Source organism: Paenibacillus polymyxa, assembly GCF_018614975.1.
Classification (GTDB): Bacteria; Bacillota; Bacilli; order Paenibacillales; family Paenibacillaceae; genus Paenibacillus; species Paenibacillus polymyxa_E.
Genome location: NZ_JAGGNR010000021.1, coordinates 152,949 through 179,729, shown reverse-complemented (window position 1 = coordinate 179,729; position 26,781 = coordinate 152,949). Strand labels below are relative to the sequence as shown.

General features: G+C 44.5%; 26 protein-coding genes and 1 riboswitch. Of the genes, 23 read left to right on the top strand and 3 right to left on the bottom strand.

Annotated features, from left to right (window positions below; all coding sequences use genetic code 11):
• Window positions 1–4 precede the first annotated feature (4 nt).
• The 13 genes from J7E78_RS19005 to J7E78_RS18945 all read left to right on the top strand — a co-directional run bounded on the left by J7E78_RS19005 (window position 5) and on the right by J7E78_RS18945 (window position 13,151).
• Window positions 5–1,831, top strand: a complete 1,827-nt coding sequence (locus J7E78_RS19005) for an ATPase, T2SS/T4P/T4SS family (RefSeq protein WP_215077741.1) — start codon at window positions 5–7, stop codon at window positions 1,829–1,831.
• Window positions 1,821–3,887: a hypothetical protein gene (locus J7E78_RS19000; protein ID WP_215077740.1), complete on the top strand. Its 2,067-nt coding sequence runs from the start codon at window positions 1,821–1,823 to the stop codon at window positions 3,885–3,887. Before J7E78_RS19005 ends, J7E78_RS19000 begins: the two co-directional genes overlap by 11 nt.
• 54 nt (window positions 3,888–3,941) lie before the next feature.
• Complete coding sequence (locus J7E78_RS18995; protein ID WP_062834890.1) at window positions 3,942–4,427, top strand: hypothetical protein; 486 nt, start codon at window positions 3,942–3,944, stop codon at window positions 4,425–4,427.
• 16 nt (window positions 4,428–4,443) lie between these two features.
• Window positions 4,444–4,842: a hypothetical protein gene (locus J7E78_RS18990; RefSeq protein WP_215077739.1), complete on the top strand. Its 399-nt coding sequence runs from the start codon at window positions 4,444–4,446 to the stop codon at window positions 4,840–4,842.
• Window positions 4,839–5,390, top strand: coding sequence for a hypothetical protein (locus J7E78_RS18985; protein WP_215077738.1), 552 nt, complete (start codon window positions 4,839–4,841; stop codon window positions 5,388–5,390). The genes J7E78_RS18990 and J7E78_RS18985 overlap by 4 nt, the downstream gene beginning before the upstream one ends.
• On the top strand, window positions 5,377–6,360 hold the full coding sequence (locus J7E78_RS18980; RefSeq protein WP_215077737.1) for a hypothetical protein: 984 nt from the start codon (window positions 5,377–5,379) through the stop codon (window positions 6,358–6,360). Before J7E78_RS18985 ends, J7E78_RS18980 begins: the two co-directional genes overlap by 14 nt.
• 137 nt (window positions 6,361–6,497) lie before the next feature.
• Complete coding sequence (locus tag J7E78_RS18975) at window positions 6,498–8,048, top strand: ABC-F family ATP-binding cassette domain-containing protein (RefSeq protein ID WP_215077736.1); 1,551 nt, start codon at window positions 6,498–6,500, stop codon at window positions 8,046–8,048.
• A gap of 75 nt (window positions 8,049–8,123) precedes the next feature.
• A riboswitch (TPP riboswitch) is annotated at window positions 8,124–8,233 on the top strand.
• A gap of 225 nt (window positions 8,234–8,458) precedes the next feature.
• On the top strand, window positions 8,459–9,121 hold the full coding sequence (locus tag J7E78_RS18970; RefSeq protein WP_215077735.1) for a thiamine phosphate synthase: 663 nt from the start codon (window positions 8,459–8,461) through the stop codon (window positions 9,119–9,121).
• Between the two features lie 17 nt (window positions 9,122–9,138).
• Window positions 9,139–10,311, top strand: coding sequence for a glycine oxidase ThiO (gene thiO / locus J7E78_RS18965; RefSeq protein WP_215077734.1), 1,173 nt, complete (start codon window positions 9,139–9,141; stop codon window positions 10,309–10,311).
• Complete coding sequence (gene thiS, locus J7E78_RS18960; protein ID WP_062834883.1) at window positions 10,308–10,511, top strand: sulfur carrier protein ThiS; 204 nt, start codon at window positions 10,308–10,310, stop codon at window positions 10,509–10,511. Before thiO ends, thiS begins: the two co-directional genes overlap by 4 nt.
• A 2-nt stretch (window positions 10,512–10,513) precedes the next feature.
• On the top strand, window positions 10,514–11,281 hold the full coding sequence (locus J7E78_RS18955; protein WP_215077763.1) for a thiazole synthase: 768 nt from the start codon (window positions 10,514–10,516) through the stop codon (window positions 11,279–11,281).
• Window positions 11,278–12,327 (top strand): ThiF family adenylyltransferase, encoded by a 1,050-nt coding sequence (locus J7E78_RS18950; RefSeq protein WP_215077733.1) that lies wholly within the window; start codon window positions 11,278–11,280, stop codon window positions 12,325–12,327. The genes J7E78_RS18955 and J7E78_RS18950 overlap by 4 nt, the downstream gene beginning before the upstream one ends.
• A 119-nt stretch (window positions 12,328–12,446) precedes the next feature.
• Window positions 12,447–13,151 (top strand): winged helix-turn-helix domain-containing protein, encoded by a 705-nt coding sequence (locus J7E78_RS18945; protein WP_215077732.1) that lies wholly within the window; start codon window positions 12,447–12,449, stop codon window positions 13,149–13,151.
• A gap of 110 nt (window positions 13,152–13,261) precedes the next feature.
• On the opposite strand, the gene J7E78_RS18940 is transcribed toward J7E78_RS18945, so the two are convergent.
• Both J7E78_RS18940 and J7E78_RS18935 read right to left on the bottom strand, forming a co-directional pair.
• Window positions 13,262–13,762, bottom strand: a complete 501-nt coding sequence (locus J7E78_RS18940; protein WP_091029367.1) for a C40 family peptidase — start codon at window positions 13,760–13,762, stop codon at window positions 13,262–13,264.
• 296 nt (window positions 13,763–14,058) lie between these two features.
• Entirely contained in the window at window positions 14,059–14,700 is a 642-nt protein-coding gene (locus tag J7E78_RS18935; protein WP_215077731.1) for a thiamine diphosphokinase, read from the bottom strand.
• Between the two features lie 181 nt (window positions 14,701–14,881).
• On the opposite strand from J7E78_RS18935, the gene J7E78_RS18930 reads away from it, so the two are divergent.
• Together J7E78_RS18930 and J7E78_RS18925 are read left to right on the top strand one after the other, a co-directional pair.
• Complete coding sequence (locus tag J7E78_RS18930; protein ID WP_215077730.1) at window positions 14,882–15,583, top strand: trimeric intracellular cation channel family protein; 702 nt, start codon at window positions 14,882–14,884, stop codon at window positions 15,581–15,583.
• Window position 15,584: 1 nt separating this feature from the next.
• Window positions 15,585–16,055: a low molecular weight protein-tyrosine-phosphatase gene (locus J7E78_RS18925; protein ID WP_215077729.1), complete on the top strand. Its 471-nt coding sequence runs from the start codon at window positions 15,585–15,587 to the stop codon at window positions 16,053–16,055.
• A gap of 165 nt (window positions 16,056–16,220) precedes the next feature.
• On the opposite strand, the gene J7E78_RS18920 is transcribed toward J7E78_RS18925, so the two are convergent.
• Window positions 16,221–16,955 carry an alpha/beta hydrolase gene (locus J7E78_RS18920; protein ID WP_036613651.1) on the bottom strand — a complete coding sequence of 245 codons (735 nt, stop codon included), beginning with the start codon at window positions 16,953–16,955 and terminating at the stop codon, window positions 16,221–16,223.
• A gap of 255 nt (window positions 16,956–17,210) precedes the next feature.
• On the opposite strand from J7E78_RS18920, the gene pdhA reads away from it, so the two are divergent.
• The 8 genes from pdhA (at window position 17,211) to fur (ending at window position 26,713) form a co-directional block, all read left to right on the top strand.
• Complete coding sequence (pdhA, locus tag J7E78_RS18915) at window positions 17,211–18,278, top strand: pyruvate dehydrogenase (acetyl-transferring) E1 component subunit alpha (RefSeq protein WP_017688072.1); 1,068 nt, start codon at window positions 17,211–17,213, stop codon at window positions 18,276–18,278.
• Between the two features lie 101 nt (window positions 18,279–18,379).
• Window positions 18,380–19,357 carry an alpha-ketoacid dehydrogenase subunit beta gene (locus J7E78_RS18910; protein WP_215077728.1) on the top strand — a complete coding sequence of 326 codons (978 nt, stop codon included), beginning with the start codon at window positions 18,380–18,382 and terminating at the stop codon, window positions 19,355–19,357.
• A 176-nt stretch (window positions 19,358–19,533) separates the two neighbouring features.
• Window positions 19,534–20,856 (top strand): dihydrolipoamide acetyltransferase family protein, encoded by a 1,323-nt coding sequence (locus J7E78_RS18905; RefSeq protein ID WP_215077727.1) that lies wholly within the window; start codon window positions 19,534–19,536, stop codon window positions 20,854–20,856.
• 3 nt (window positions 20,857–20,859) lie between these two features.
• Window positions 20,860–22,275, top strand: a complete 1,416-nt coding sequence (gene lpdA, locus J7E78_RS18900) for a dihydrolipoyl dehydrogenase (RefSeq protein WP_036613658.1) — start codon at window positions 20,860–20,862, stop codon at window positions 22,273–22,275.
• Window positions 22,276–22,549: 274 nt separating this feature from the next.
• Window positions 22,550–23,344: a thymidylate synthase gene (gene thyA, locus J7E78_RS18895; RefSeq protein WP_215077726.1), complete on the top strand. Its 795-nt coding sequence runs from the start codon at window positions 22,550–22,552 to the stop codon at window positions 23,342–23,344.
• 50 nt (window positions 23,345–23,394) lie between these two features.
• Window positions 23,395–23,883, top strand: coding sequence for a dihydrofolate reductase (locus J7E78_RS18890; protein WP_215077725.1), 489 nt, complete (start codon window positions 23,395–23,397; stop codon window positions 23,881–23,883).
• A 616-nt stretch (window positions 23,884–24,499) separates the two neighbouring features.
• Window positions 24,500–25,990, top strand: a complete 1,491-nt coding sequence (locus tag J7E78_RS18885; protein ID WP_215077724.1) for a glutamate synthase subunit beta — start codon at window positions 24,500–24,502, stop codon at window positions 25,988–25,990.
• 231 nt (window positions 25,991–26,221) lie between these two features.
• On the top strand, window positions 26,222–26,713 hold the full coding sequence (gene fur, locus J7E78_RS18880; protein WP_251035134.1) for a ferric iron uptake transcriptional regulator: 492 nt from the start codon (window positions 26,222–26,224) through the stop codon (window positions 26,711–26,713).
• Window positions 26,714–26,781 lie beyond the last annotated feature (68 nt).

Sequence of the window (26,781 nt, the reverse complement as noted above, 5' to 3'; positions counted from 1 at the left end):
TCCGATGCTCTGGAATACCATATGGATAAGTTTAATTTTGATTCTGTGCCTGATTTATATCTGGTTCAAGTATAGAACGTTTCTTCGTGAAAAGAATGCTCGTGTTCCTGAACAGGAATCATTCACGATTGACATGTTGATTGAGAAGGTGAAGAACTCACTTCATGAGCTTAGTCATAGTCAGCTCGCGGATGCAGGTCTGCACGAAGAAGAATATCGTCGAAGAATCAATCAACGTGCCGAGATGAGAAAAGCGCTGAAGGGCTGTGTCTCAGGCAGTATCAGCGACAAAACGTATGTCAAAAATCTGATAGGGGATCTGCTGACCCGAAGCATAGGACTGAACAAATCAAATGTAGATGAAGTTATTTTGTTTGCAGAACCAGATTTGTTGACGATTCAGGACCGATTCGAAATTGTGTTTTATCTGTACCGACAGCAATTCGGTGTGGATGCACTCTCCCGAATGATTGATACCTACGATCTTGGCAAGCTGAGAATGGAGGAGGGTTCGGAGGACGGAGGGAGTTATTATATTTCCGAGGAAGACATTCAGTATGTTTTCGAGTGCGAATATCAAGAGCTTGGATTTAGAGAAAAGACGGATATCATCGTGCAACGTATCTATCAGCATTATAAAGGGTTCTCGGTTGTTGATGAGATAAGGGACCAACGTATTGACGGCGTTAGTGGTGGTGTCAGCGGTATGCTGGACACTGTTCATAATATGGGATTTCGAAAACCGGCATCTTGGAATGATTTGCTGGATCAAGGACTGGAGGATGAAGCACATGAAGAACCGCTTAGCGGAATGGAAAGTGTCTGGATTTTCTATAAAGGTAAGTCTATTCATCTATCCTTTCTATCCTTCGGCAGTATTCGTGAACTGAAAAGGGTATGCCAGAATATATACAAATACAATTATCCCGGACAGTTGTCGGAAGCAAGTGGATACAAGGTAAACGAGATGAAAGACGGCTCCCGTGTCGTTGTTGTTCGTCCTCCTTTTGCAGAATCATGGGCGTTCTTCGTCCGGAAGTTCGATATTCCGAATGCCTCACTTGAACAGTTGATTACGGGTAACAACGCAGATCTGCCAATTACATTGCTTCAATACCTGATGAAAGGAAGCCGGATCACAGCTGTAACCGGAGCACAGGGTTCTGGTAAAACGACGTTGCTTATGGCCATGGTCAAACACATCTATGCATCGTATACCCTTCGGGTGCAAGAGATGGCGTTTGAACTTCAATTAAGACGGATCTATAGCCGACGTAATATTTTGAGTTTCCGAGAGACCGAACACATTTCAGGTCAACAAGGGCTTGATTTGCAGAAAAAAACGGATGGAACCGTCAATATTCTCGGTGAGGTTGCGAGTGATGAGGTGGCCGCATGGATGATTCAAATGTCTCAGGTTGCCAGTCTGTTCACCCTGTTTACCCACCATGCCAAAACGTTTCGTGATCTGGTTTTCTCCCTCCGTAATTCCTTGCTCAAAACAGGTATGTTCCAGCATGAGCATATTGCTGAGGAGCAGGTTGTGAGTGTTATCAATTTCGATGTTCATATGAAAAAAGATGCTGAGGGACGAAGATATATCGAACGTATTACGGAATGTCTTCCTCGTGCGAATCAAGGTGACAGTGTGGAAGAGAGGGCAGGTTTTACATTTCGTAATGTTGTGGAGTACAGAAATGGAGCGTATGTTGCAACAGCTCCAATCTCCTCTGGAAGCATGGTGGATATGCGAGACCAGATGACATTACAGGATGCCGAGAAGTTTGAACAGTTTATGAAGCAACACTGGGGTGATCTGCATGACAATTAAATGGATTCTGCTCCTCGTATTAAGTATTTGTGCAGGAGGGCTGCTGATCACACTTCTGGTTTTAAGTATGTTACGTCGCAGAGGAGGTGGTCCAACAAGTCAATCCGGCGTTATTCTAACTTCCGGGGGGAAGAGATTCAAGGGACTGGGATCACTCTTGTTGCATTCCTACCGCTTTGGAATGAAAGTGCCACTGCTATCAGCCTATATTCTACAAGTGCAGAAGCGTATTTCATTTCGACATGTGGGGGATGAGCCTTCACTTCGAAGACTAACGATGACAGTGGTTCTCATTATCCTGGGAGGCTATGGAGGCATAAGTGTCATTCTGTTTCTTCTGCAGCCGGGTATCGCTTTTGTAATATTGTCAGTGCTCTTTGCTGTGGTGCTAAACAGCCTGGTATTGGATATGTGTCTCAGTCGTATGGAGAAAAGGTTGCTGGTGCAGATGTTGGATCTCTTTGCAGATGTAAGGCATCGGTATCATCAGCATGGCATGGTTGAGGAAGCACTCTATGAAGCCGCTGAAGCAGGTACAGGAGAAGCAGCAGAACAGGTAAGACTGATCTACGAAGCTCTAACTTCTCCAGATCCGAATGAAGCACTTGAGCGTTATTATGAAGTAGCACCCAACCGTTTTCTCAAAGGATTCGCCGGCGTTTCCTATATGGTCATGGAGTTCGGGGATAAGGACAGAGAACAAGGGTCTATCTATCTTAAAGGACTGGGTAACCTGACTCAGGAGATTCATCTGGAGATTTTGCGGCGTGATAAATTGGATTACCTGCTCAAAGGACTTAATATCATCGCGCTCGCTCCGGTATTGTTCACCGCTCCAATCGAACGCTGGGCCAGAGTCAGTTTCCCAACGATGGATGAATTTTATCGCAGCAAAATCGGTTTTGTTACCAAAATATCAATCTATGTCATCATCATCCTTGCTTATTTGCTTCTGCAAAGGCTCCAGCAATACGATGATACACGTTACCGGTCAGGGCATAAGCATTCATGGTTGGATCAGTTACTGTACAAGCAGGCCTTCATACGAAAATTGGCGATGTTGTTTGCAGCAAAACCCGGCAGTGCACAATACAGTCAAACGATACGGCTCATGAGGGAGAGCAGCTCAGAGTTGAAATACGAATGGCTTGCCATTCGACGCGTGATGTTATTCGCAGGTTGTTTGGTCCTTACAATGGGGTGCATCTTGCTGTTGCATCAGGTTGAACGTAACCACATCTTGCATGATCCGATCCGGGATGATCGAATGTTTGGTGCAATGGCTGAAGCGGATCTCAGGAAAGCTGAGGAAAAAACAGCATTGGATCAATCCGTGCTGGAGAGTGTAGAAATGAACCGAGGAGCTACATACGAAGAAGTCTCCCAAGCGTTACAACAGTTATCTCCCGTTCAGCTGGACCATGATACCCAGAATGAGACCATCACGCGCATTATGCAGAAACTTGAGGTGTATAACAAGCAGTATGTACGCTGGTGGGAAATGATTATAGCCATTCTTATGGGTGCAGCAGGGTACTACATGCCCGTATGGCTCATGTTATTTCAGCGGAAAATGCGAAGGTTGGATATGCGGCATGAAATCTATCAATTTCAGACGGTGATTTCCATTTTGCGTGAGATGGACCGGATGTCAGTCGAGGAGATATTGGAATGGCTTAATCGATTTGCCGTCATTTTCAAGCGCCCGCTGCAAAAATGTTTGTTGCATTTTGAACATGGACCAGAGCTTGCACTTGAACAATTAAAGGAAGAGGCGGGCTTGCCCGAGTTCCAGCGACTGGTTGATAAATTGCAGCTTGCCCTTGGCAAAATCTCAATACGTGAAGCCTTCGATGATCTCGAGAGCATGATGGCATTTTATTTTGAACAACGCAAACAGGAGTACAGCAAAATGATAGATGTCAAAGCATCATGGGGGAGAACCATTGGATTTACACCTATGTATGCCCTTATCTTTTTGTATCTGGTCATTCCATTGGTCGGTATGAGCTTCTTACAGATGAGTATTTATTATGAGCAAATTCAGAAGCTGTAGCACGATATGACAGTCTGAAATAGTTTAATAACTTATAACTTGGGAGGATTTATCATGAACAATGCATCAAGCGCTTTAAAGGTGGCAGCGGGGATATTCTTAACAATCGCTCTGATCACAATTGTAGTTCTGTTATTTATTTCGGCTCAGGAAGCAACCAAGACGGCCCAGAACAATTTTGCTGATATCCAAACCGAGTTGTCCCAGGCTGCATTTACGGTGTATGACGGAACAACCATCAGTGGATCGCAGGTAACGAATGCACTGCGTAAATATGCGGACAAGGATCAGTTCGGTATTCAAGTTATTACAGGTAAAAATAAAGCGGGTCAATGGTACGGCAATCAATTGAACATTTCACAGGATCTCAATAATGCGGACTATGGCTCGGTTATTGCACCTGACGATAAAGTGGGCATTATTAACCAGACCATGAGTGAAAAAGACAATCAATATGTCAATCCAAGCGGTAAATTCAAAGCCATTATCGTAAAAGACCGATCCAACGTGGTAAGAGGGCTGATCTTCCAGCAATCCTGACAGGAGTTGGTTTAACATGTCCCGGAATACCCAGCATCTTATGTTGTTTTGTACGGCGGTTGTCCTGTTTGTGACAGCCTGCCTGTACGGGCAACAGAATGTTAAGATCTTGTCAGCGGCCTTGACCGACAGAGTACAGACAACAGCAGGCATGGAAGGGCGGCTGACAACAACACTGCATACCACCAATCCGGATCAATATAGTGGTGCGGAAGTGTTGCATACCGTGAGACAGATGACAGGCACAGGCATTCCTGTAGAGGTAGACGGGACTTCCTATGTGCTCGATCCACTTGTCAGCAAAACAGCGACTATTCCTGTCCAGCTCGATGCTACCTACAGACCTGAGTATGTACGAAATGAAACTGGAGAACTGCTCAAGATTGTTTTTTGGAAGGAGGCCAGTGTGAATTGATTAATGCCGCATCCAAGCTGCTTGCCGTATTGCTCGCAGTCCTTCTGCTCTATGTGTACCCGGCTGCTGAAACAGCCGATCGGCAGGATGAAATAGCCCGTATGACGGCTGTTCAGAATGTAACACGTTTTGTCGATGCTGTTCGAACGAAAGGATATATTTCACCTCGAATGTTGGCTGAGTTTGAGGAGCAACTGGCCCAGACGGGCAATGTGTTTGAGGTGTCGATGGAACATTTACATAAAAAATATGTACCTCACTATACAGATCCGATGGATCATAACAGTTTTACCGGAACTTACGAGGTTGTACAGGATGGATATTATTCAGCTCAGATTCGAGAAAGGTTATTTCCGTCCTCAGGTGTGATACCGACTGATGATCCTGGCCGAAGATATACGTTGACGACAGGGGATTTTTTCACCGTGACGCTCCAAAATACAAATCGTACACCTTCCATGCTCATTCGTGAATGGTTGAGTGGTACGGCTCAGGCTTCAGCGGTATTTGTCACATACGGAGGTATGGTCCTCAATGAAGATTACTGAGTTATCCATTGTATTCGTGCTGATCTTCTTCCCGCTCTTCTGGATCATCTCACTCCATACCCAAGATGCCGAAGAGGCTCAATATCTTGGTCATCGATACAGATCTGCACTTCAAACCGCAGTCATGGATGCAGGTGCAGTGATGCATCAGAATGAGAAACAAAATGATGAAGCAGGTTATGATTCAACCAAGTTTGTTAAAGCGGACAAAGATCTTGCCTTACTGACATTTACGCAGACGATGGCTTTGAATATGGGCATTCAGGATGATTCCGCATCTATTCGAAACATGTTTAATTACATTCCTGCCGTAGTTATTCTGGATTACGATGGCTATTATATGTTTTCCAAAGAAACAGAGATGACGGGTCACCTTGAAGATTCTTTCAGGCAAGTATGGAGTCCCAAGAAACCTTATACATATTCAGATTCATACGGTAACAGTATTAACTTTACACTGGACGACTACGTCTATGCCTATGACGCAAGCGCAGGGAGATGGGTGGAGGGCTTTCAAAAAGAACTGGCTTCAACCACACAGATTCCTTTACTTCAGGATACCAGCGTATTTGAACAAGTTAGACGAAGTCGGATTGTGACTACTGTGCAGGATAATCTGGCTGATGTGATTAACCGCCATAATGAGTTTGCCAGAAAGAACGGTATTTCCTATACATTTACGATGCCTCTGATTGAGCAGGAAGATTGGTACAACTCCATTAACGATACAGGGATTATGGCCTTTATCCAAGGTATAGGTGTGGGGGATCAGAAGATCAACAATTATGCGATTGGTGGAGGCAGACTCGTGAAGAAAACGGCCATCGTAGGTGGAGTAGATCCTTTATCAGGTATCAGGTACTATTATCCCTCCACATGTGGTAATGGTTACCGTGCCGAAGAGGTGTTCACAGACGCAAGACAAGCAGCTGCCCAAGGCTATTTCGAATATAACTGCTCTAATCGTTAGCGTGCGTGTATGACAAAATCATGGAAGGAGTTCCTGAACTGTTTACATTACTTTCAGAAAAGACGAGACCTGTGCTAGAATAGGGTTTCGGAACCATAATAAAAGTAATGTCTAATAGATAGGAGCAACCTCATCTTATGAGTTTATTGTCAGTAGAGAACGTGAGTCACAATTTTGGAGATCGCACGTTATTTAAAAATGTATCGTTTCGTTTACTTGCCGGAGAGCGCGTAGGACTTGTTGGTGCCAATGGAGTGGGTAAATCCACATTAATGAACATCCTTACCGGTAAATTGCTTAAAGACAGTGGAAAAGTGGAATGGACACCTAAGGTCCGTTATGGATATTTGGATCAGCACACAAAGCTTACGCCAGGCAAAACCATTCGTGACGTGCTTAAGGATGCATTTCTTCCGTTGCTTGAATTGGAAAAAGAAATGATGAATATTACAGACCAGATGGCAGATGCAGATCCGGATAAGTTGGAGCAGTTGCTTGAAGAGATGGGCGATATTCAGGAACAACTGGAGCAGGGCGACTTTTATCTGATTGACGTAAAAGTGGAAGAGATGGCCAATGGTCTTGGTTTGTCCGCAATTGGTCTTGATCGGGATGTCGCATCTCTAAGTGGTGGTCAACGCACAAAGGTGCTTCTCGCCAAGCTTCTACTCGAGAAACCTACAGCTCTTTTGTTAGATGAGCCGACCAACTATCTGGATGTAGAACACATTGAATGGTTGTCACGTTATCTAAAAGATTACCCGCACGCGTTCCTTTTAATATCCCATGACACGGAATTCATGAACGAAGTCGTAAATGTCATTTATCATTTGGAATTTGCCAAATTAACGAGATATGCAGCGAACTATAACAAGTTCCTGGAGATGGCTGATATGAATAAAGCCCAGCATATTGATGCGTACGAGAAACAACAAGAGTACATCAAGAAGCAGGAAGATTTCATTCAGCGTAACAAGGCGCGGGCTTCAACTTCAGGTCGTGCGAAGAGCCGGGAGAAACAACTGGACAAGATTGAACGTATTGACCGTCCAGATGAAGCTGCCAAACCAACGTTCAAATTCAAGGATGCCCGGGCGAGTAGCAAAACGGTCTTTGAGGGCATTGATTTTGAAATTGGATACACGTATCCTTTGCTTCCCAAAATGACAATGACGATCGAACGCGGTGAGAAAATTGCCATCGTAGGCTGTAATGGTGTGGGTAAATCGACACTGCTGAAAACCATTCTGGGCAAAATATCTCCACTCAGTGGAAAGACCTTTTTGGGAGATTATCTCGAAACGGCCTATTTTGAGCAGGAAGTTCGTGCTGGAAATATCACGCCGATTGAGGATGTCTGGAATGAGTTTTCACATTTGACCCAGAATGAGGTCCGGGGTCATCTCGCTCGCTGCGGTTTGAAAAATGAGCACATTACCCGTCCGCTTAACATGCTGAGTGGTGGAGAGCAAGCCAAGGTTCGTTTATGCAAGCTCTTGATGCGTGAAAGCAACTGGATTCTATTCGATGAGCCGACAAACCATCTCGATGTCACAGCCAAAGCGGAGTTGCAGCGTGCTTTGCAAGAATTCAAGGGAACGGTGTTACTGGTATCTCATGAACCTGATTTTTACGAGGGTTGGGTCACCAAGACATGGAATGTCGAAGAATGGTCTGAGAAAAACTAGACAATTCAAGCAACGCTTAATAGAAATGAACGGTGACAAAAAAATCCGTCTATGGTAATATAGGCTACAACTTCATATGAACACTAGGGGGGCCGCACGATGCGGCTGAGATGGAAGAATGCGATTCCGGACCCTTTGCACCTGATCTGGATCATACCAGCGTAGGGAAGTGGCGAGCGCGTTTCAGTGAATGACGTGAGCAAACGGCAACTCAAAAGGATCTCAACCGTCTGCTTAGCGAATTGAAACATGCAGTTCCGTGTATAAGTTATGGCTACAAGTTCTATAGCTGTATTGCACGAATTGAACTGTATGTATCAGTCAGTCATCTGGTCCTATAATTAATACGCAGCCACTCCCCTACGGGAGTGGCTTTTTTGTGTTTTCATAGCATTCACGCATGGAAGGAGATGAAAAGTACGGTAATTTCTCATGAAAGTGTACACGGATCATTTGAACTGCATGTTGTATCTACGGGTACAGGGGATCAAGCATCTTTTGTAAAAGCTGCAAAGAACGTTTTGCCATGGGTGGACTATATTCACATACGAGAAAAACAACTCACATGGCAAGACAAGATCGGTTGGGCTGAAAGTCTGCGTAGCATTGGCGTTCCATCTTGTCGCATCGTTATCAATAGTTCAGAGCTGCCTTCAAAGAATGACATCTATGGAGGTGTACATTGGGGGCAAGAAGCTATACGCAACTACAACCCTGCTGTCATAAGCAAAACGCAGCGACTTCGTCTGGGTGTATCTGTTCATTCAATCGATGAGGCAAAAATCGCTGAAGAACGGGGAGCCGATTACCTTTTCTTCGGACATGTCTATTCAACCAACAGTAAGCCTGATCTTGAACCAAGAGGATTATATGCCCTGGCTGAAGTGTGCTCTGGTGTCTCCATTCCTGTCATGGCGATTGGGGGCATCGAACCGGAAAACATTCATGCGATTCGCTCTGCAGGCGCACAGGGAGTCGCCGTAATCTCGAATGTATGGGCGAGCGATTCCCCGGATCGGGCTGCTGCATCATTAAGGCAGGCTATCGTTGCTACAGAAAGTCTGAGCCGCTGAATTAAGGAGATGAGAGGATGAAAGAGATCGTTACTGATAGACCGGATAAGATTCATGCAGAAACGATTATTGTAGGCGGAGGCGTTATTGGTTGTGCCATTGCATATGAGCTTGCTTCTCGTGGACAGGATGTATTGTTGCTGGAGCGTTTGGCTATTGCTGGAGGCACTTCTTGCGCGGCGGCTGGAATGCTGGCGGCAGATAGTGAGGATTTTGCTCATCCTTTGATGGCTAAGCTTGCCAGGCAGAGTAGACAGTTACTTATCGAGCAACAAGTGTTAATGGCTACTCTCAGCGGGGTAGAGGTTGGCCTGCAACGCCATGGATTCCTAACCCCTTTTCGATCATACAGTGAATTAAGTAGTTATAAGGACAATCGGAAGTCTGCGTCGTCTACTTCTGCTGATGAGGTATGGTGGGATCGTTCCACTGTGCAACAGGAGGCATCATGGCTTAACAGAGATACGTATGGAGCTTACTACAGACCTTACGAGAGTGAGATTCTTCCAATCCATCTAACGAAGGCATACGCCGAATCCGCTCAAGCATTGGGAGCGCGGGTTATAGAGGATATACAGGATATACGTGTGCAAGCAAACGAACACGGCGTGCAGGGGATTACCACATCGATCGGCGAGATGAAATGCAAACATGTCATTATAGCGGCTGGATTACAGAGTGAAGAGTTGATGAGACATGTGAATCTGAGCTTGCCTGTGTGGTCTGTAAAAGGTGAAATAGCCGCTGTTCAGTTCTCAGATGAACATGCAGGGTACAGACCTGACAGAACGGTGTATGCAGAGGATATCTATATTGTTCCCAAAGCCAATGGCGAAGTTTGGCTCGGTGCAACCAGTCTGCCAGGCAGAACGGATTTGAACGTTTCTGTACAGGGTGTTCAGAAGCTGCTAACAGCGGCTACCCACTGGGTGCCTGGGATGAAAGAAGCGCAATTTGTACGAGCGTGGGCAGGCGTGAGACCGGCAACTCCAGATGGACTGCCTTATATAGGTGCTTGCAAGAGTATACCCGGGCTGTTCGCCGCCTTTGGGCATTACCGCAACGGTATCTTGCTTAGTGCGATAACAGGTAGGCTTATCGCTGAGTTGCTCGCTGGCAAAAGCTCAGAAGAACTCGGAATTGAGGCGCTGAGCCCTGAGCGATTGAACAGAAAGGAAGTGGTGCAGTGAATATCATCGTTAATGGTCAACGGATGGAGATTGAAGACAGATTGAATCGTGTGGATAAATTGCTCCAATCTTTTGACCTGCAAGTCAAGACTGTAGTTGTTGAGCTGAACAGGCATATTTTAACCCGTGAGTATCATGAAACGACTGCATTAAGAGAAGGCGATCGAATCGAGATTGTACATTTTGTAGGAGGCGGTTGATGATGTTGAATATTGGTAAATATACGTTTGAGTCCAGATTGTTGCTTGGAACAGGCAAGTTTTCGGATCTGGATGCGCAAAGTCAGGCTGTGGAAGCATCTGAAACGGAAGTTTTAACCTTTGCTGTTCGTCGTCTGAATCTGGAGGAACGTAACCAGAAGCATTTCCTGGATATGTTGGATCTGGATAAATACACACTTCTTCCGAATACGGCAGGGGCTTCTACTGCGGAAGAGGCGGTGCGGATTGCCGAGCTTGCGCGGGCTTCAGGACTTTGTGATATGATAAAAGTCGAAGTCATCGGAGATGGAATTACGTTACTCCCAGATCCGATTGAAACGTACAAGGCTTGCGAAATTTTGCTTGAAAAGGGCTTCACGGTATTGCCTTATATTTCGGATGATGTCATTCTGGCCAAAAGGCTACAATTGCTTGGCGTACATGCTGTAATGCCTGGCGCTTCTCCCATCGGAGCTGGCAGAGGCATCATCAATCCCTATAACCTTGAGATCATCATTGAGCAGGCTGTTGTACCTGTAATTGTGGATGCAGGATTGCGCTCCCCAAAAGATGCTGCTTATGCGATGGAACTTGGTGCTGATGGCGTTTTGTTAAATACAGCCGTATCCGGATCAGGGGATCCAGTGAGCATGGCTAAAGCGATGCGATTGGGGGTAGAAGCGGGTAGGTTGGCATATGAGGCAGGCATGATTCCCGTAAAGCGTTATGCAGCAGCCAGTAGTCCGGTGGAAGGAATGGTTCATACATGACAGATCAATTAACATCTTCCGAGCAGGCCGATCGTTATTCCAGACAGGAACGTTATGCGCCACTGGGCAAGGAAGGCCAGGCCAGATTAAAGGGCAGCAGAGTTTTAATTGTAGGCGCTGGCGCACTCGGAACAGGAATTGCAGAAACGTTAGTTCGTTCAGGAGTCGGACACTTAACGATTGTGGATCGTGATTATGTGGAGTGGAGTAACCTGCAGCGACAGCAATTATATGTAGAGCAGGACGCGATAGAGCGGATGCCGAAGGCGATGGCAGCGGAAAAACGTTTATCTGCTATTAATTCCACGGTTCATGTGGAAGGGAAAGTGTTGGACGTCAGAGTAGAAGAGTTGGAAGAACTCGTTCAGCATACAGACTTGATCATGGATGCAACGGATAACTTTGATACCCGACTACTTATGAATGATATGGCACAGAAACACCGTATTCCCTGGATTTATGGTGGATGCGTGGGTAGTTACGGCATTACCTATACGTTTATACCTGGAGATACGCCATGCTTAAATTGTTTGCTGGGTGAAGTCCCACTGGGTGGAGATACCTGTGATACATCTGGCATCATACCTCAAGCCGTACAGATGGTAACGGCAAATCAGACAGCAGAAGCGATGAAGTTACTTAGTGGTAATGCAAATGCATTGAGACGTAAGTTATTGTCATTTGACGTGTGGAGGAACGAATACATATCCATCAATGTGGATGGTGCGAAAAAGCAAGACTGTCCTTCCTGCGGCACTTCGGCAACGTATCCATATCTTTCTGCGTCCAATCTGGAGAAAACCGATGTGTTGTGTGGCAGGGACACCGTTCAGATCCGACCTGCAAGGCGCATGAATCTGGATCTTCAACATACAGCGGAACGTCTGGATAGACTTCAAGAAGGGAAAGTGGAATCCAATCCGTTTCTGGTTTCTTTTACAACAGGAGTCCATAGAATGGTCATTTTCCAAGATGGCCGTGTCCTCGTACATGGAACAAAAGACACAGCTGAAGCACGTACGCTCGTCCATCGCTACTTTGGTTAAAGCAAGAAAGAAGCAAAGTCTGTTCCCTTGAGGGAATGGACTTTTTCATTTTACGGCATGCTATCTGTATCAACCATTGCTGCGAGCAGTGGGGATAGAGACAGGCCGGGTGAAGAAGAATGAGAACAGCCATTTTGCTGATTGGAGCAGGAGAGCAGGTCAGCCTTATTCAGGATATTTTATGTAACGAAGGATACGAGGTACAACGAATGGAGTGGTCCGAACTAAACCAATCCATCGAGCCTTCGTTGCTGCATATTAACCTGATCATCCTGGTAGACCGGGAAGAGGGAACGAAACATTGTGGCCAGGATCAGAAATTAGCGTTAAAACGATGGATAAATAAATATAAAGTTATACCTCTACTGGTTATTACTTCAGATGCATCTCCTCAGTTCATCGTGGAATGGCTGGATTATGGAGCTAATGACGTGATGGAGGAACCTATCCACTTGACCGTGATGCTTGCCAGAATACGAAATTTATTGCGTGTTTTTGCGAATGCAACACCAGAGGGTGAGGAAGTAATTGTAGTTCATGATCTTAAAGTGAATTTGCGTTCAAGACGGGTAAATCGTGCGGGTGAATACCTGACATTAACGCCAAAAGAGTATGAATTGCTGGAATTCCTGGCCCTACATGTGAATGAAGCATGTACCCGGAGTGATATTTTGCGGGAAGTATGGGGATATGAGTATGCGATGGATACCAACGTTGTCGATGTTTATATCAAACATCTGAGGGTTAAGGTGGATAAGGGAAGAAGTGTGAAACTGATTCATACTGTACGTGGGATCGGTTATATGCTTCATGATAAAAATTAGATTACGAAGTTAGTTCCATGAATCACCAGTTTAGAGTGTGGCAAAAAGAGGGTAAAAATAAAAGACCGGATAATAACCTCCGGTCTTTACTGATTAGCTATGATGTGAATCTACAGTACACGACGAGCTTTAACATACGTTCTCTTCCAAGTACCAGAGTCCAGATCAGAGAGGGTTACGCCTGGAGATCCATACGTATGCAGAATCTTACCATTTCCCGCATAAACGCCTACGTGAGTGACATTGGAACCGGTAGAACGGCTACCACTGGAGAAGAATACCAGATCTCCGACACGCAGATTAGCTTTAGACACAGCTTTACCTTCTTTGGATTGTTTCACGGAAGTGCGCGGCAAATCTACACCATACTTTTTGAAAATATATTTCATAAAAGAAGAGCAGTCAAAAACTTTGGTTGTTGATGTTGAAGCACCAAATTTATATGGAGTTCCAGTAAATTGTTTACCATAGTTAACAATCTGTTGACCTGTGGATACAGAAGCAGTTGCTGCCTGTGCAACAGGTGCGTTAGTCATTAATACAGCTCCAAAACCTAGTGTAGCGCACAACCCGACGGTTACGGCCTTTTGGACAAAGATGTTTGTTTTCATGTTAGTTAGTACCTCCAAAATTCGTTTTCGTTAAGTTGCTAGAGCGAGTATAACAGCTTTGTAACAGCCTAGAAATTGGATAGGGAAGTGTAACCCCTTGCGCCACAGCGGTTTGGGTATGTTTATTAAAATATGATTAAAAATGTCAAAAAATTAATCATTGACGAATGATAAACTAAAATGAAATAGAAAAGACCCTTGATATTCAAGGGTCTTTATGATGTGTGAACCTATTTTCTTATCGAAATCACTGGTTACAAAAACGTAATAAATAACTATAAAGCAATCAAATAGATTCAATCTTTGCTCTGAATAATCAGTAATAAGCCGCTATCGATAGTGACTGTACCGGAGGAGCCTAAGAGCTGGTTGCTTACACCCAAGGATTGTCCCATGCGGATGGTGGCTTGATCTAGCGGATACATAAAACCATCCAGAGTTATTCCTGCAACTTCATGAGTCAAGGGGAGCAGAGAAACATATTTATAGTCCCGGTGCTCAACCACAGCTTTGGATGTGGTCAGTGTCATGTAATTGTGCTTGTCCTGAATGGCACAGGAGATATGATGCTGCATCGCGCGAACCATGATATGTACATTGGCGAGTGTGTGATCCATACGTGTACCTGTAGCACCTAACATTAAGATGTGAGATGGTTCGTAATCTAGCGCTGTCTCAAAAGCCATTTCTGTATCAGTAAGATCCTTATGAACAGGGTCACACGTAATGAACCGAATGCTATTGTTGCTTACAATAGTACGTTCCTCTTCAGTAATGGAGTCGAAGTCTCCAACTGCAATGTGAGGTTGTATGCCGTGTTCAATTAAAAATAATGCACCGCGATCGGCCGCGATGATCATATCATCTTCTCGTATTTCCTGAAGTAATTCTACAGATAAGTTTCCGCCTGTAACAATAACAATCCGTTTCGCCGTCATTTTATTTCATCCTTCCTAATTCAGAGAAAAATAGCTCTAGTCCAAATATGGTGTTGGAACATGTACAAATATATTCACCAAACCAGTATAATCCACAAAATGTGGTTGCACAATTTCAGTGCTCGCGGATACAATGGGTAGAGCGACATGGAGATGACTTGAAAAGTGAGGTTTGAACAGGTTGGACTTACACATTTTTGAAGTATTCAGTATTATAGGCACTATCGCATTTGCAATGTCCGGTGCCTTCGTGGCAATGGAAGAGGAGTATGACATTCTGGGTGTACTGGTGCTTGGACTTGTCACGGCATTCGGAGGCGGGATTATCCGGAATGTACTTATAGGAATACCTGTAACGACACTGTGGAGTCAGGGATCACTTATTATGTTAGCGTTAGTATCTGTAGCGATTGCGTTTATATTACCTCTCAAGTGGATTAGTCACTGGAAGCGAACAGAGGCGTTGTTTGATGCAATCGGACTCGCAGCATTTGCAATTCAAGGGGCGCTGTACGCGGCGAACATGGGACATCCCATTAGCGCAGTTATCGTTGCAGCAGTAATGACCGGTATTGGAGGAGGCGTTATTCGTGATGTGCTTGCTGGACGTAAACCGCTTGTATTGCGTGACGAAATCTATGCTGTATGGGCAATGACAGCCGGTTTTGTTATAGGTATGGGTTGGTTAACAACGAATGCTGGATTATTATTTTGTTTCGCGGCCGTTGTGTTCTTCCGGATGTGTTCTGTACATTATAAATGGAAACTGCCACGTCGTTCGTTGGTGCCATCTGAGACCGGGAACGTCAGTCCTCAGCCGGAGAGCATTGTGACACAGCCAATATCGTCGGTACTTCAAGGTACGTTAAGTAAGGGGGATTAATATGATTAATGTTTTGTTTGTATGTCTGGGCAATATATGTAGATCACCAATGGCTGAAGCTGTTCTGCGTCACAAAGTCCTGGAGAAGGGGCTTGAACACCAGATTCGTGTGGACTCTGCGGGTACAGGGAACTGGCATGTTGGTAAACCTCCGCATGAAGGGACTCGGAAATTGCTGGATTCGTACCAGATTTCTTATGCCAACATGGCAGCGAGACAATTCGCCAGCGAAGACTTTACTCAATTTCATTACATTGTGTGTATGGACAATTCCAATGCAGATCATGTGCGCAACGTTCCAGGCGGAGCTGAGGCGGACATCATCAAGTTCATGGACATGCTTCCCGAGGAAAAACTCAGAGAAGTACCTGACCCATATCACACAGGCAATTTTGAAGAGGTGTACGAGCTGGTTAACGCAGGCTGCGATGTTCTGTTGAGTAAGATTGAAGCGGAACATTCCTTAGCCTAAAAAGTAAACGAAATTCATGCTTAACTTGTAATTCGAAAAAGAAGCAGGATTAGAGCACTTAAAGCAAGCAGGATATCTTGCTTCTTTTTCAGGTTACAATTGTAAGCGGTATCATTAAAGTGAAGAACAATAGCGGCATTTCAGCCGCCTGTTAATGTGGTCCTTTTATCTTTCTTGGAGAAAATAAAGTAATGCTTCGGGCAATTCCTTCTGCCAAAAACCCCATTGGTGTTTTCCGTCTTTCTCCTGGTAGGAGACGAGGGCACCACGTTTTTCCAGCAATTCTCGAGTATCCCGGTTTAATTGAACAAAATCATACGTACCGGTGTCTGCCTCGAAATCAGTCTCCTGCAAACCAACGATCATCCAGATCGAGAGCCAAGACAGATCTTCAGCTGCAGCATAGATTTCCTGTGAAGCAGAGTAGAAGGCGCCTGACATGCTGATCACACGTGTGAACAGATCCGGATATAACAGAGCAAGATGAAGCGAAACACTGCCACCGAGCGAGTCTCCGGCAAGAATGCGTTCCTGCGGAGAACGGCGCACAGGATATTTCTCTTCTATATAGGGAATAATCTCTTCAGCGAAGCAAGTGGTATATGCCTTGAACCGATCTCCAAATGGGGCATATTCCTGCGTTCTCACAGACACATCGACCTGAACCCCTACAATAATAAAAGGTTCGGCTCCTTCGTCCAGAATAATTTGGTTAGCTGTTGTAGCAATTCGTCCGAAATTAAAAAATTCTTCGCCATCCTGACAATAAACGACAGGGTAGCTAAGCAATTCGTTATAACCCGGAGGAAGGTAAATACGGAGCGTTCGCTTCTCTCCGAGATAGCGACTTTCAATCTCTTCCTTCACAATCGTGCGTTTCAAATAGCGGGAATCCGTCATAAAATGTCACCTTTCTCGGTTAATTTTTGCATTCGACCGCGCAATACGGTAAGATTACCCTTGTGCGGGGTTAGGTCAAACACGCAATCATGTATTATGCTGTTATACCAATATTAAGCCCCTGTTATACATACAATCCGGCAGGAAACATAAAAAAATTACGGATTTCTTTGACGTATGGAGTGAAACAGGTGTATAATAATATTATAACAGCGGAACTTGATATTCAAATTTTTTGTTGAGGTGAAGAAAAAAATGAGCAAGGTTCCTTATGAAGTGTATACAGAGGATGTAGAAGCTCTGTCCGTGCTGTCTCCTGACGGCGAAATTGTTAACAAAGACATGATGCCTACACTTTCCGATGATCAATTAAAAGAAATTATGTACCGCATGGTATTTACCCGTACTTGGGATGACCGTGCAGTAAACCTGGGCCGTCAAGGTCGTCTTGGTTTCTACGCTCCAGTATCTGGTCAAGAAGCTACAATGGTTGGTAGTGAATTTGCAATTGAAAAAGAAGACTTTGTATGTCCTGGCTATCGTGACATTCCGCAACTCGTATGGCATGGACTTCCTCTTTATCAAGCATTCTTGTACTCCCGTGGACACCAACATGGTGGACAAATTCCAGATGGCGTTAATGTATTGATGCCACAAATCATCATTGGTGCACAAATTTTGCACGCAATGGGTATCGCTATGGGTTACAAATTGAAGAAACAAAAACAAGTTGTTATCACGTACACAGGTGATGGCGGTTCTTCTGAAGGTGACTTCTATGAAGGCCTGAACTACGCTGGTGTATACAAACTGCCTGTTATCTTCTTTGTACAAAACAATGGCTATGCTATCACAACTCCTTTTGCTAAACAAACTGCAGCTCTTTCCATCGCTCACAAAGCGGTAGCAGCAGGAATCAAAGGTGTTAAAGTTGACGGTATGGACATCTTCGCTGTTATCAAAGCTGTTCAGGAAGCTGCTGAGCGCGGACGTAACGGAGAAGGCGCAACATTGATTGAAGCAGTAACTTACCGTTTCCGTCCTCACTCCCTTTCGGATGATGCTTCCAAGTATCGTACAAAAGAAGAAGAGGCAGAATGGTCTGCTAAAGATCCTATTGCACGTTTCGCTAAATATCTGGAGAAAAAAGGTCTTTGGACTGAAGAAGATACAGCACGTGTGAAAGAAGAAGCAAAAGCTAAAGTAAATGAAGAGATCAAAAAAGCGGAAAAAACCGAGAAAATGACGATTTCAGGCTTGATCGACAGCATGTTCGAACAAACGCCTAAGCACTTGGAAGAGCAAAAAGCTGATTTCCAATAAGTTTTTTCCGATAAAGCATAAACATCCGCGACTTTAATGTCCCGGTATACATGTAATAATTCAAATGTGAACTGTCAATGTTTAAGGAGGAAATGAAGCAAATGGCACAAATGAACATGAAAGAAGCAATCCGTGATGCGCTTCGCGTGGAGTTGAAACGTGATCCTAACGTTCTGCTTTTCGGTGAAGACGTAGGTAATGTAGGCGGCGTTTTCCGTGTAACGGAAGGTCTGCAAAAAGAGTTTGGCGAAGAGCGTGTATTTGATACACCACTGGCTGAGTCCGCTATTGGTGGTCTGGCTGTAGGTCTGGGTGTACAAGGCTTCCGTCCGGTTGCTGAGATCCAATTCGTTGGTTTTATCTTCGAAGCCCTTGACCAAATGGTAGTGCAAGCTGCTCGTATGCGTTTCCGCTCCGGTGGAAAATACAATTCTCCAATCGTATTCCGTACACCATTCGGTGGCGGCGTAAAAGCGGCAGAATTGCATACAGATTCCCTGGAAGGTCTGCTCACGCAAACACCAGGTATCAAAGTCGTTGTTCCTTCTAACCCTTATGATGCAAAAGGTCTAATGATCGCTTCGATTCGCGATAACGACCCTGTATTCTTCATGGAGCACTTGAACTTGTACCATGCTTTCCGTGCAGAAGTGCCTGAAGAAGATTACGTTGTTGAGTTGGGTAAAGCGAACGTTGTTCGTGAAGGTTCCGATGTAACGATCATTACTTACGGTATGATGGTTCACACTTCTGTGAAAGCAGCAGATGAACTCGAAAAACAAGGAATCAAAGTTGAAGTTATCGACCTTCGTACGGTTAGCCCGATCGACATCGATACCATCGTTGCTTCTATTAAGAAAACAAACCGTGCAATTGTTGTACAGGAAGCTCAAAAGAGCGCAGGTGTTGCAGCTGAAGTCATTGCACAAATCAATGAAAAAGCAATCCTGCACTTGGAAGCACCGGTTCTGCGTGTAGCTGGTCCGGACACTGTATATCCATTTGCACAAATCGAAGATACATGGCTGCCTAACCCGGCGCGTATCGTTGCTGCGGTTAACAAAGTCGTGAATTTCTAATTTAATCATCTGACATGCCGCAAGGCGCAGTATGGTGATTCACACCGCAGCGCAAGCTGCACTGTAAACAGCCATTAGCCCCTTGAGTAACAGTTATTTGCATTAGCAGTAACAGTTGTTTCTTGGAGTTAAGGGTTGTTTTCAGGATTGAGCACATAATCAAGGAGGTTTTTCAGTTGGCTAAATTTGAATATAAATTCCCTGAATTGGGCGAAGGCCTGCACGAAGGCGAAATCATCAAGATGCACATCAAAGTCGGTGACAAAGTAACTGACGACGACATCATCATGGAAGTACAGAACGACAAAGCGGTTGTAGAAGTACCTTGTCCGGTTAACGGAACAGTTACAGAAGTATTCGCTAAAGACGGTCAAATCTGCCACGTTGGTGAAGTTGTAGCGATCATCGATGCAGAAGGCGAACTTCCTGAGCAAGACGACGCTCCTGCTGGCGATCAAGGCGATCAAGAGAAAGATGCAGCTCAAGGCGGAGCTGATACTAGCGGTTCTTCTGCAGCAGCTTCCAGCACGGATGCAGCTAAAGAAGGCGGCAACAACAGCGTTCCGGCAGTACCTGCCAAAGACGTTCTGGCAACACCAAGCGTGCGTAAATTTGCTCGCGAACAAGGTGTAGACATCGCACAGGTTAACGGCACTGGCAACAACGGTAAAGTAACCAAAGAAGATGTTGAATCCTTCAAAAACGGTGGCGGTTCTTCCGCAGCGGCATCTTCCGAAGCTCCGGCTCAAGAAGAGAAAAAATCCGCAGCACCAGCAGCGGCTGCAACTGATCAATACCTTGAAGAAGAGCGCGTACCATTCAAAGGTATCCGTAAAGCGATCTCTAATGCAATGGTTAAATCGGCTTACACAGCACCTCACGTTACAATCATGGACGAAGTGGACGTAACTGAATTGGTTGCTTTCCGTACACGCATGAAACCAATTGCAGAGAAAAAAGGAACAAAAGTTACTTATCTGCCATTCATCGTTAAAGCACTGGTTGCGGCTTCCCGCCAATTCCCGGCTCTGAACGCTATGATTGATGAAGAAGCTAACGAAATTGTTTACAAAAAATACTACAACATCGGTATTGCTACAGATACAGACAACGGCTTGATCGTTCCTGTTATCAAAGATGCTGATCGTAAATCCATCTGGATGATTGCTGATTCTATCCGTGATCTAGCTGCTCGTGGTCGTGAGGGCAAATTGAGCGCGAATGAAATGAGAGGAAGCACAATCTCCATCAGTAACATCGGTTCTGCTGGCGGTATGTTCTTCACTCCAATCATCAACTTCCCTGAAGTTGCTATTCTCGGAACAGGACGCATCAGCGAAAAAGCAGTGATCAAAAACGGCGAAGTAGTTGCAGCACCTGTAATGGCTCTTTCCCTGAGCTTTGACCACCGTATCATCGATGGCGCAACAGCACAAAACTTTATGAATTACATTAAACAGCTGCTCGCTAACCCTGAGCTGCTTGTTATGGAGGTGTAAGATATGGTAGTAGGCGACGCTTCTCTCAATATCGACACATTAGTAATTGGTGCGGGTCCTGGCGGCTATGTAGCTGCCATCCGCGCTGCTCAACTGGGCCAAAGCGTATTGATCGTAGACAAATCCGAACTGGGCGGTGTTTGTTTGAACCGTGGATGTATTCCATCCAAAGCCCTGATCTCTGCTGCACACCAATATGAGTCTGCACTTCACGGTGAAGCTTTTGGTATCTCTGCTGAGAACGTAAAAGTGGACTTCAGCAAAACTCAAGAGTTCAAAAACGGCGTTGTTAAGAAAATGACTGGCGGCGTAGCTGGTTTGCTCAAAGGCAACAAAGTTGAAGTTTTCAACGGTGAGTGCATGTTCATCAACGAAAACGAAGCTCGTGTATTCAATGATCACGAGTCTCCACGTTACAAATTTAAAAATGCAATTATTGCAACAGGTTCCCGTCCAATCGAACTGAAACCTTTCCCGTTTGGCGGACGCATTCTGTCTTCGACAGAAGCTCTGAACTTGCCTGAAGTACCAAAAAGCATGATCGTTATCGGTGGCGGTTATATCGGTGCTGAGCTTGGTCAAATGTACTCCAAATTCGGTGCAAAAGTAACAATCATCGAAGGTTTGGATACAGTACTGCCAGGTTTCGATAAAGACATGACTAGCCTTGTGGCTAAAAACATGAAGAAAACAGGCATCGAAATCGTAACGGGTGCAAAAGCTGAAAGTGCTGAGCAAACGGATAAAGATGTAACTGTTAAGTACTCTGTAAATGGTGAGTCCAAAGAAGTAACTGCAGATTACCTGCTGGTAACTGTTGGACGTCGTCCAAACACGGATGGAGAACTTGGTCTCGACATGATCGGTGTTGACGTTGACGAGCGTGGATTTGTCAAAGTTGACCACCAAGGTCGTACCAGCATTCCTCACATCTTTGCTATCGGTGATATCGTATCTGGTCTGGCTCTGGCACACAAAGCTTCTTATGAAGGTAAAGTGGCCGCTGAAGCAATCGCAGGACAACCATCTGTAGTTGACTACAAATGTATGCCAGCTGTTGTGTTCACAGATCCAGAGTGTTCCAGCGTAGGTTACACTGAAAAAGAAGCTAAAGAAAAAGGTTACAAAGTAAAAGCAGGCAAGTTCCCTTATGCGGGTAACGGCCGTGCTGTATCTTTGAACCACGCTGAAGGCTTCGTGAAAATTGTAGCTGACGAAGAAAGCGGCCTTGTATTGGGTTGCCAAATCGTAGGTCTGGAAGCTTCCAACTTGATTGCTGAGCTTGGTTTGGCAATTGAGATGGGCGCAACTTTGGAAGATCTGGCTCTCACAATTCACGCTCACCCAACTTTGGGCGAAATCGTGATGGAAGCTGCGGAATTGGTTATGGGTCACCCGATCCACATCATCTCCCGTTAAGATCATCTAAGTTTCGGATCCGTCCGGCATTATACGTATATCAGAAGAGACGAATGACGTTAACGCGTTATTCGTCTCTTTTTTCTGAGCAAAAGCCGAGAAATTTAAGGTACTCGTGTATGTGATATGATGAAAAGTTACACGCTCATAAGTTTCAGTGAATTGATTTTATCCAACAACTCAATTGTGGTACACTGTAGTAATGATCAGTCATGATGTGGCTCTAAGCCAATCACGTCTATGTATTTAGAAAAAAGTGCGAGGGGATATCAACATGAAAAACTATCTCGATTTATTACAGGATATTCTGAACAACGGTGTGCATAAAGGAGACCGTACGGGAACAGGAACACAATCTGTATTTGGCAGACAGCTCCGTTATGATCTCTCCGAAGGATTTCCGCTGGTAACAACCAAACGAATTCATCTCAAATCGGTTATTCATGAACTGTTGTGGTTTTTGAGTGGCGATACCAATATATCTTATTTGAAAGAAAACGGTGTGAAGATTTGGGACGACTGGGCGGACGAAAATGGGGATCTCGGACCGGTATATGGATCGCAGTGGCGCACATGGGAAGCACCAAACGGAGAAAAAATTGATCAGATCGCCGCAGTCATTGATTCGATCAAAAATAATCCGGATTCACGTCGTCACCTTGTCAGCGCATGGAATGTGGCTGAGATCAATAATATGAAGCTTCCACCTTGCCATTTTGCGTTTCAGTTTTACGTTGCAGAGGGTAAATTATCATGTATGCTTACGATGCGTTCCGTGGATACGTTCCTCGGGTTACCGTTCAACATCGCGAGTTATGCGCTCTTGACTCATATGATCGCCCAGCAATGTGATCTTGAGGTGGGTGATTTCATCTGGTCTGGAGGGGATGTCCATATTTACTCCAACCATGTTGATCAAGTTAAAATTCAGCTGGAGCGTGAACCTTATGCTTTACCTAAACTGGTAATCAAGCGTAAGCCGGATTCTATTTTTGATTATAAGTTTGAAGATTTCGAATTCGAGAACTATCAGCATCATCCGGGCATTAAAGCTCCAATTGCAGTCTAATTATGTGTTCAATCTCGATAAGAGACTTGGATTGAAGGAGTGTATTACCCTTGAGTATTGAATTGGTATGGGCGATGGGGGAGAACGGTGTGATCGGATTGAATAATTCGATTCCATGGCGTTTACCCAAGGATATGGCTTTTTTCAAACAACGTACGTTAAACAAAACGATTATTATGGGGCGTAACACGTGGGAATCTTTTGGTGGTAAGCCGCTTCCTAAGCGCCGTAATATCGTAGTGACAAGAGATCTGAACTACAAGGTGGAACAGGCTGAAATCGTGCATACGATTGAGGAGGGTCTGAGTGTAACCAAAGGTGAGGAACTGTGCGTAATTGGGGGGTCCCAAGTGTATCGTGAGTTCTTGCCCCTTGCTGATCGTCTTGTGGTGACCAAAATTCATGAAAATTTTGAGGGAGATACGTTTTTCCCTGAAGTGGATTGGTCCGAATGGGAACTGATTGAACAGATTGAAGGCGAACAGGATGAAAAAAATGTTCATGCGTATACATTCGAATTTTACGAACGTAAACGGTAAACATGGCATAAGAAAATCTTGACTTCGGTCGAACTTGTATGATGAGAGGCGCTGATTGCGAAATATTCGTGAACAGCGTCTTTACTTTATAAAAAAAATAAGTCACTTGTTTAAACTGGAATACATATAACATTAATATAACATGAGTAATTGGTATTTATGTATATTATACATACGACCAAACATTAAACAGTAAAAAAGTGTAAAAGTTTTGAGGTTTTAACGTTGTGAAGCCCTAAAACAGGTCTGATATTCGGAAATGAGAACGATTTATAGCAAAAAATGTTGGATTTTATGACAAATTATCTGACACTTACTTAACGTTTCGACCTTTTGTTTCTTTAACACACACCAGATTTCGCAGTTCAAAACCACATTTAACACCAAAATAAGGGTATTGACCATGGGTAGACTTGAAAGATATGATGTATAAAATACAAATAATTATGCGGATAATCCATTTAATATTCAGCGCAGTAAATGCTACTATAATTGAAATATCTTCGAGAAGATTTTGTGATACAATAGACAAAAACTCAAGTAATGAGTAATCCATTTCATATAGAACCATGCACATGAAGGGATTAAGACAAGAACGGATGGGGGAAAACGTAAGATGTCTACACCTACTGGATTTATGGAATACAAACGTCAACTGCCAGCAGATCGTGAGCCAGCGGAGCGGATTAAGGATTGGGAAGAGTTTCATAAACATATGGCTGAAGAAGAGCTCAGAACACAAGGTGCACGATGCATGGATTGTGGTACCCCGTATTGCCATACAGGTATAGATATGATTGGCGGCACGTCAGGTTGCCCCGTGCATAACCTGATTCCAGAATGGAATAATCTTGTATATCGCGGACTGTGGAGAGAAGCACTTGAGCGCCTTCACAAAACGAATAATTTCCCAGAGTTTACAGGTCGCGTCTGTCCAGCTCCTTGCGAAGGATCATGTACAGTTGGCTTAATCGGTCAGCCTGTAACCATCAAAACGATTGAAGAAGCAATTATTGAAAAAGGTTTCGAAGAAGGATGGGTGGTTCCCCAACCTCCTGAAAAACGTACGGGTAAACGTGTAGCTGTGGTAGGTTCAGGTCCAGCGGGATTAGCTACTGCGGCTCAGTTGAATAAAGCAGGACACTTGGTAACGGTATATGAGCGTTCGGACCGTGTCGGCGGATTGCTGATGTACGGTATCCCGACGATGAAATTGGATAAAAAGGTAGTTCAACGTCGTGTTGATCTGCTCGAAGCAGAAGGCATTCAGTTCATCACGAACACCGAGATTGGTAAAGATATTGCAGCACAACAACTGGTGGATGAATATGACGCTGTTGTATTGTGCGGTGGTGCAACGAAGCCGCGTGAATTTAATATTGAAGGCAGCGACTTGAAAGGCGTTCATTATGCCATGGATTTCCTGAATGGCAGTATTAAGAGTTATCTGGACTCCAATCTGGAAGATGGTCAATACCTGTCCGCTAAAGATAAAGATATTATCGTTATTGGTGGCGGCGATACAGGATCTGACTGTGTAGCTACATCGCTGCGGCATGGTTGTCGTACCATCACTCAATTCGGTACGCATACACAAGCGCCTATGGAGCGTGATCGCATTAACAACCCTTGGCCTCAATTCCCGAACGTATACACACTTGATTATGCACAAGAGGAAGCCAAAGCGTTGTTTGGTCAAGATCCGCGTGAGTTCTCCATTATGACAACGAAATTTGTAGGTGACGAAGAAGGAAACCTCAAAGAATTACACACGGTGCAAATCGAACGTATTGTGGATGAGGAGACGGGACGCAAAATTTATCAGCCTATCCCAGGTACAGAGCGTGTATTCCCGGCTCAGATGGCTATGATTGCCATTGGTTTTGATGGACCGGAACAAACGTTGGTAGAGCAACTGGGACTTGCAACAGATCGTCGCACAAACGTTAAGGCACGTTACGGCAAATACAACACCAATGTGGATAAAGTATTTGCAGCAGGTGACATGCGTCGTGGTCAAAGCTTGGTTGTATGGGCGATTAATGAAGGCCGTGAGGCTGCTCGTGAAGTGGACAAATACTTGATGGGTGCTTCGGTTCTGGTGTAAAAGTATAGAACAAGATATCAATGACAACCTTCGCGATCAGCGAGGGTTGTTTGTTGTTATTTCAACTAATTTGACTACATATTTCATTTAAGTGTGAGCAATATCATTGCTTTTTAAGCGATAAAGATTTATTATTATATTATAATGATTATAAATAAGGATTCACTGAAACCAACAATCAGAACGACAAAAGTAAAATCTAATGAATATAAACCGGAGGTGCGACCTGCTATGGCAAGTAACCGGGACAAGTCTATTTCAGAACAGATCTTTCACATTAAAAATCAATTGGTTGAAAAAGGATATAAGTTAACACAACAACGGGAAGTAACTGTACGTGTATTGCTTGAACATGAAAAGGATCATTTTAGCGCAGAGGAAGTTTTTCTGCTGGTTAAGGAGCAGTTCCCTGAGATTGGATTGGCTACCGTATACCGGACTCTCGAACTGCTGAGTGACCTTCAGGTCGTTGAAAAAATTAACTTTGGGGACGGTGCTGCGCGTTTTGATCTGCGAAGTACAGACGGTTCCCATCATCACCATCATTTGATCTGTACAGAATGTGGTAAAGTGGAAGAGATTATGGAAGATGGTCTGCTACGTTTGGAACAACAAATCGAGCGTCAGTATGGCTTTGCTGTTACGGATCATCGTCTGGATTTCCAGGGTGTATGCAAAGAGTGCAGAAAAAAGCATGTATTAAAAGAACAGGCAGCAGGATAATTCATTTCGGGAAGGTGCTCCCGAATTCAAAATCTGATATAATGAGTTTCAGAAGCAAGGGGCTTCCG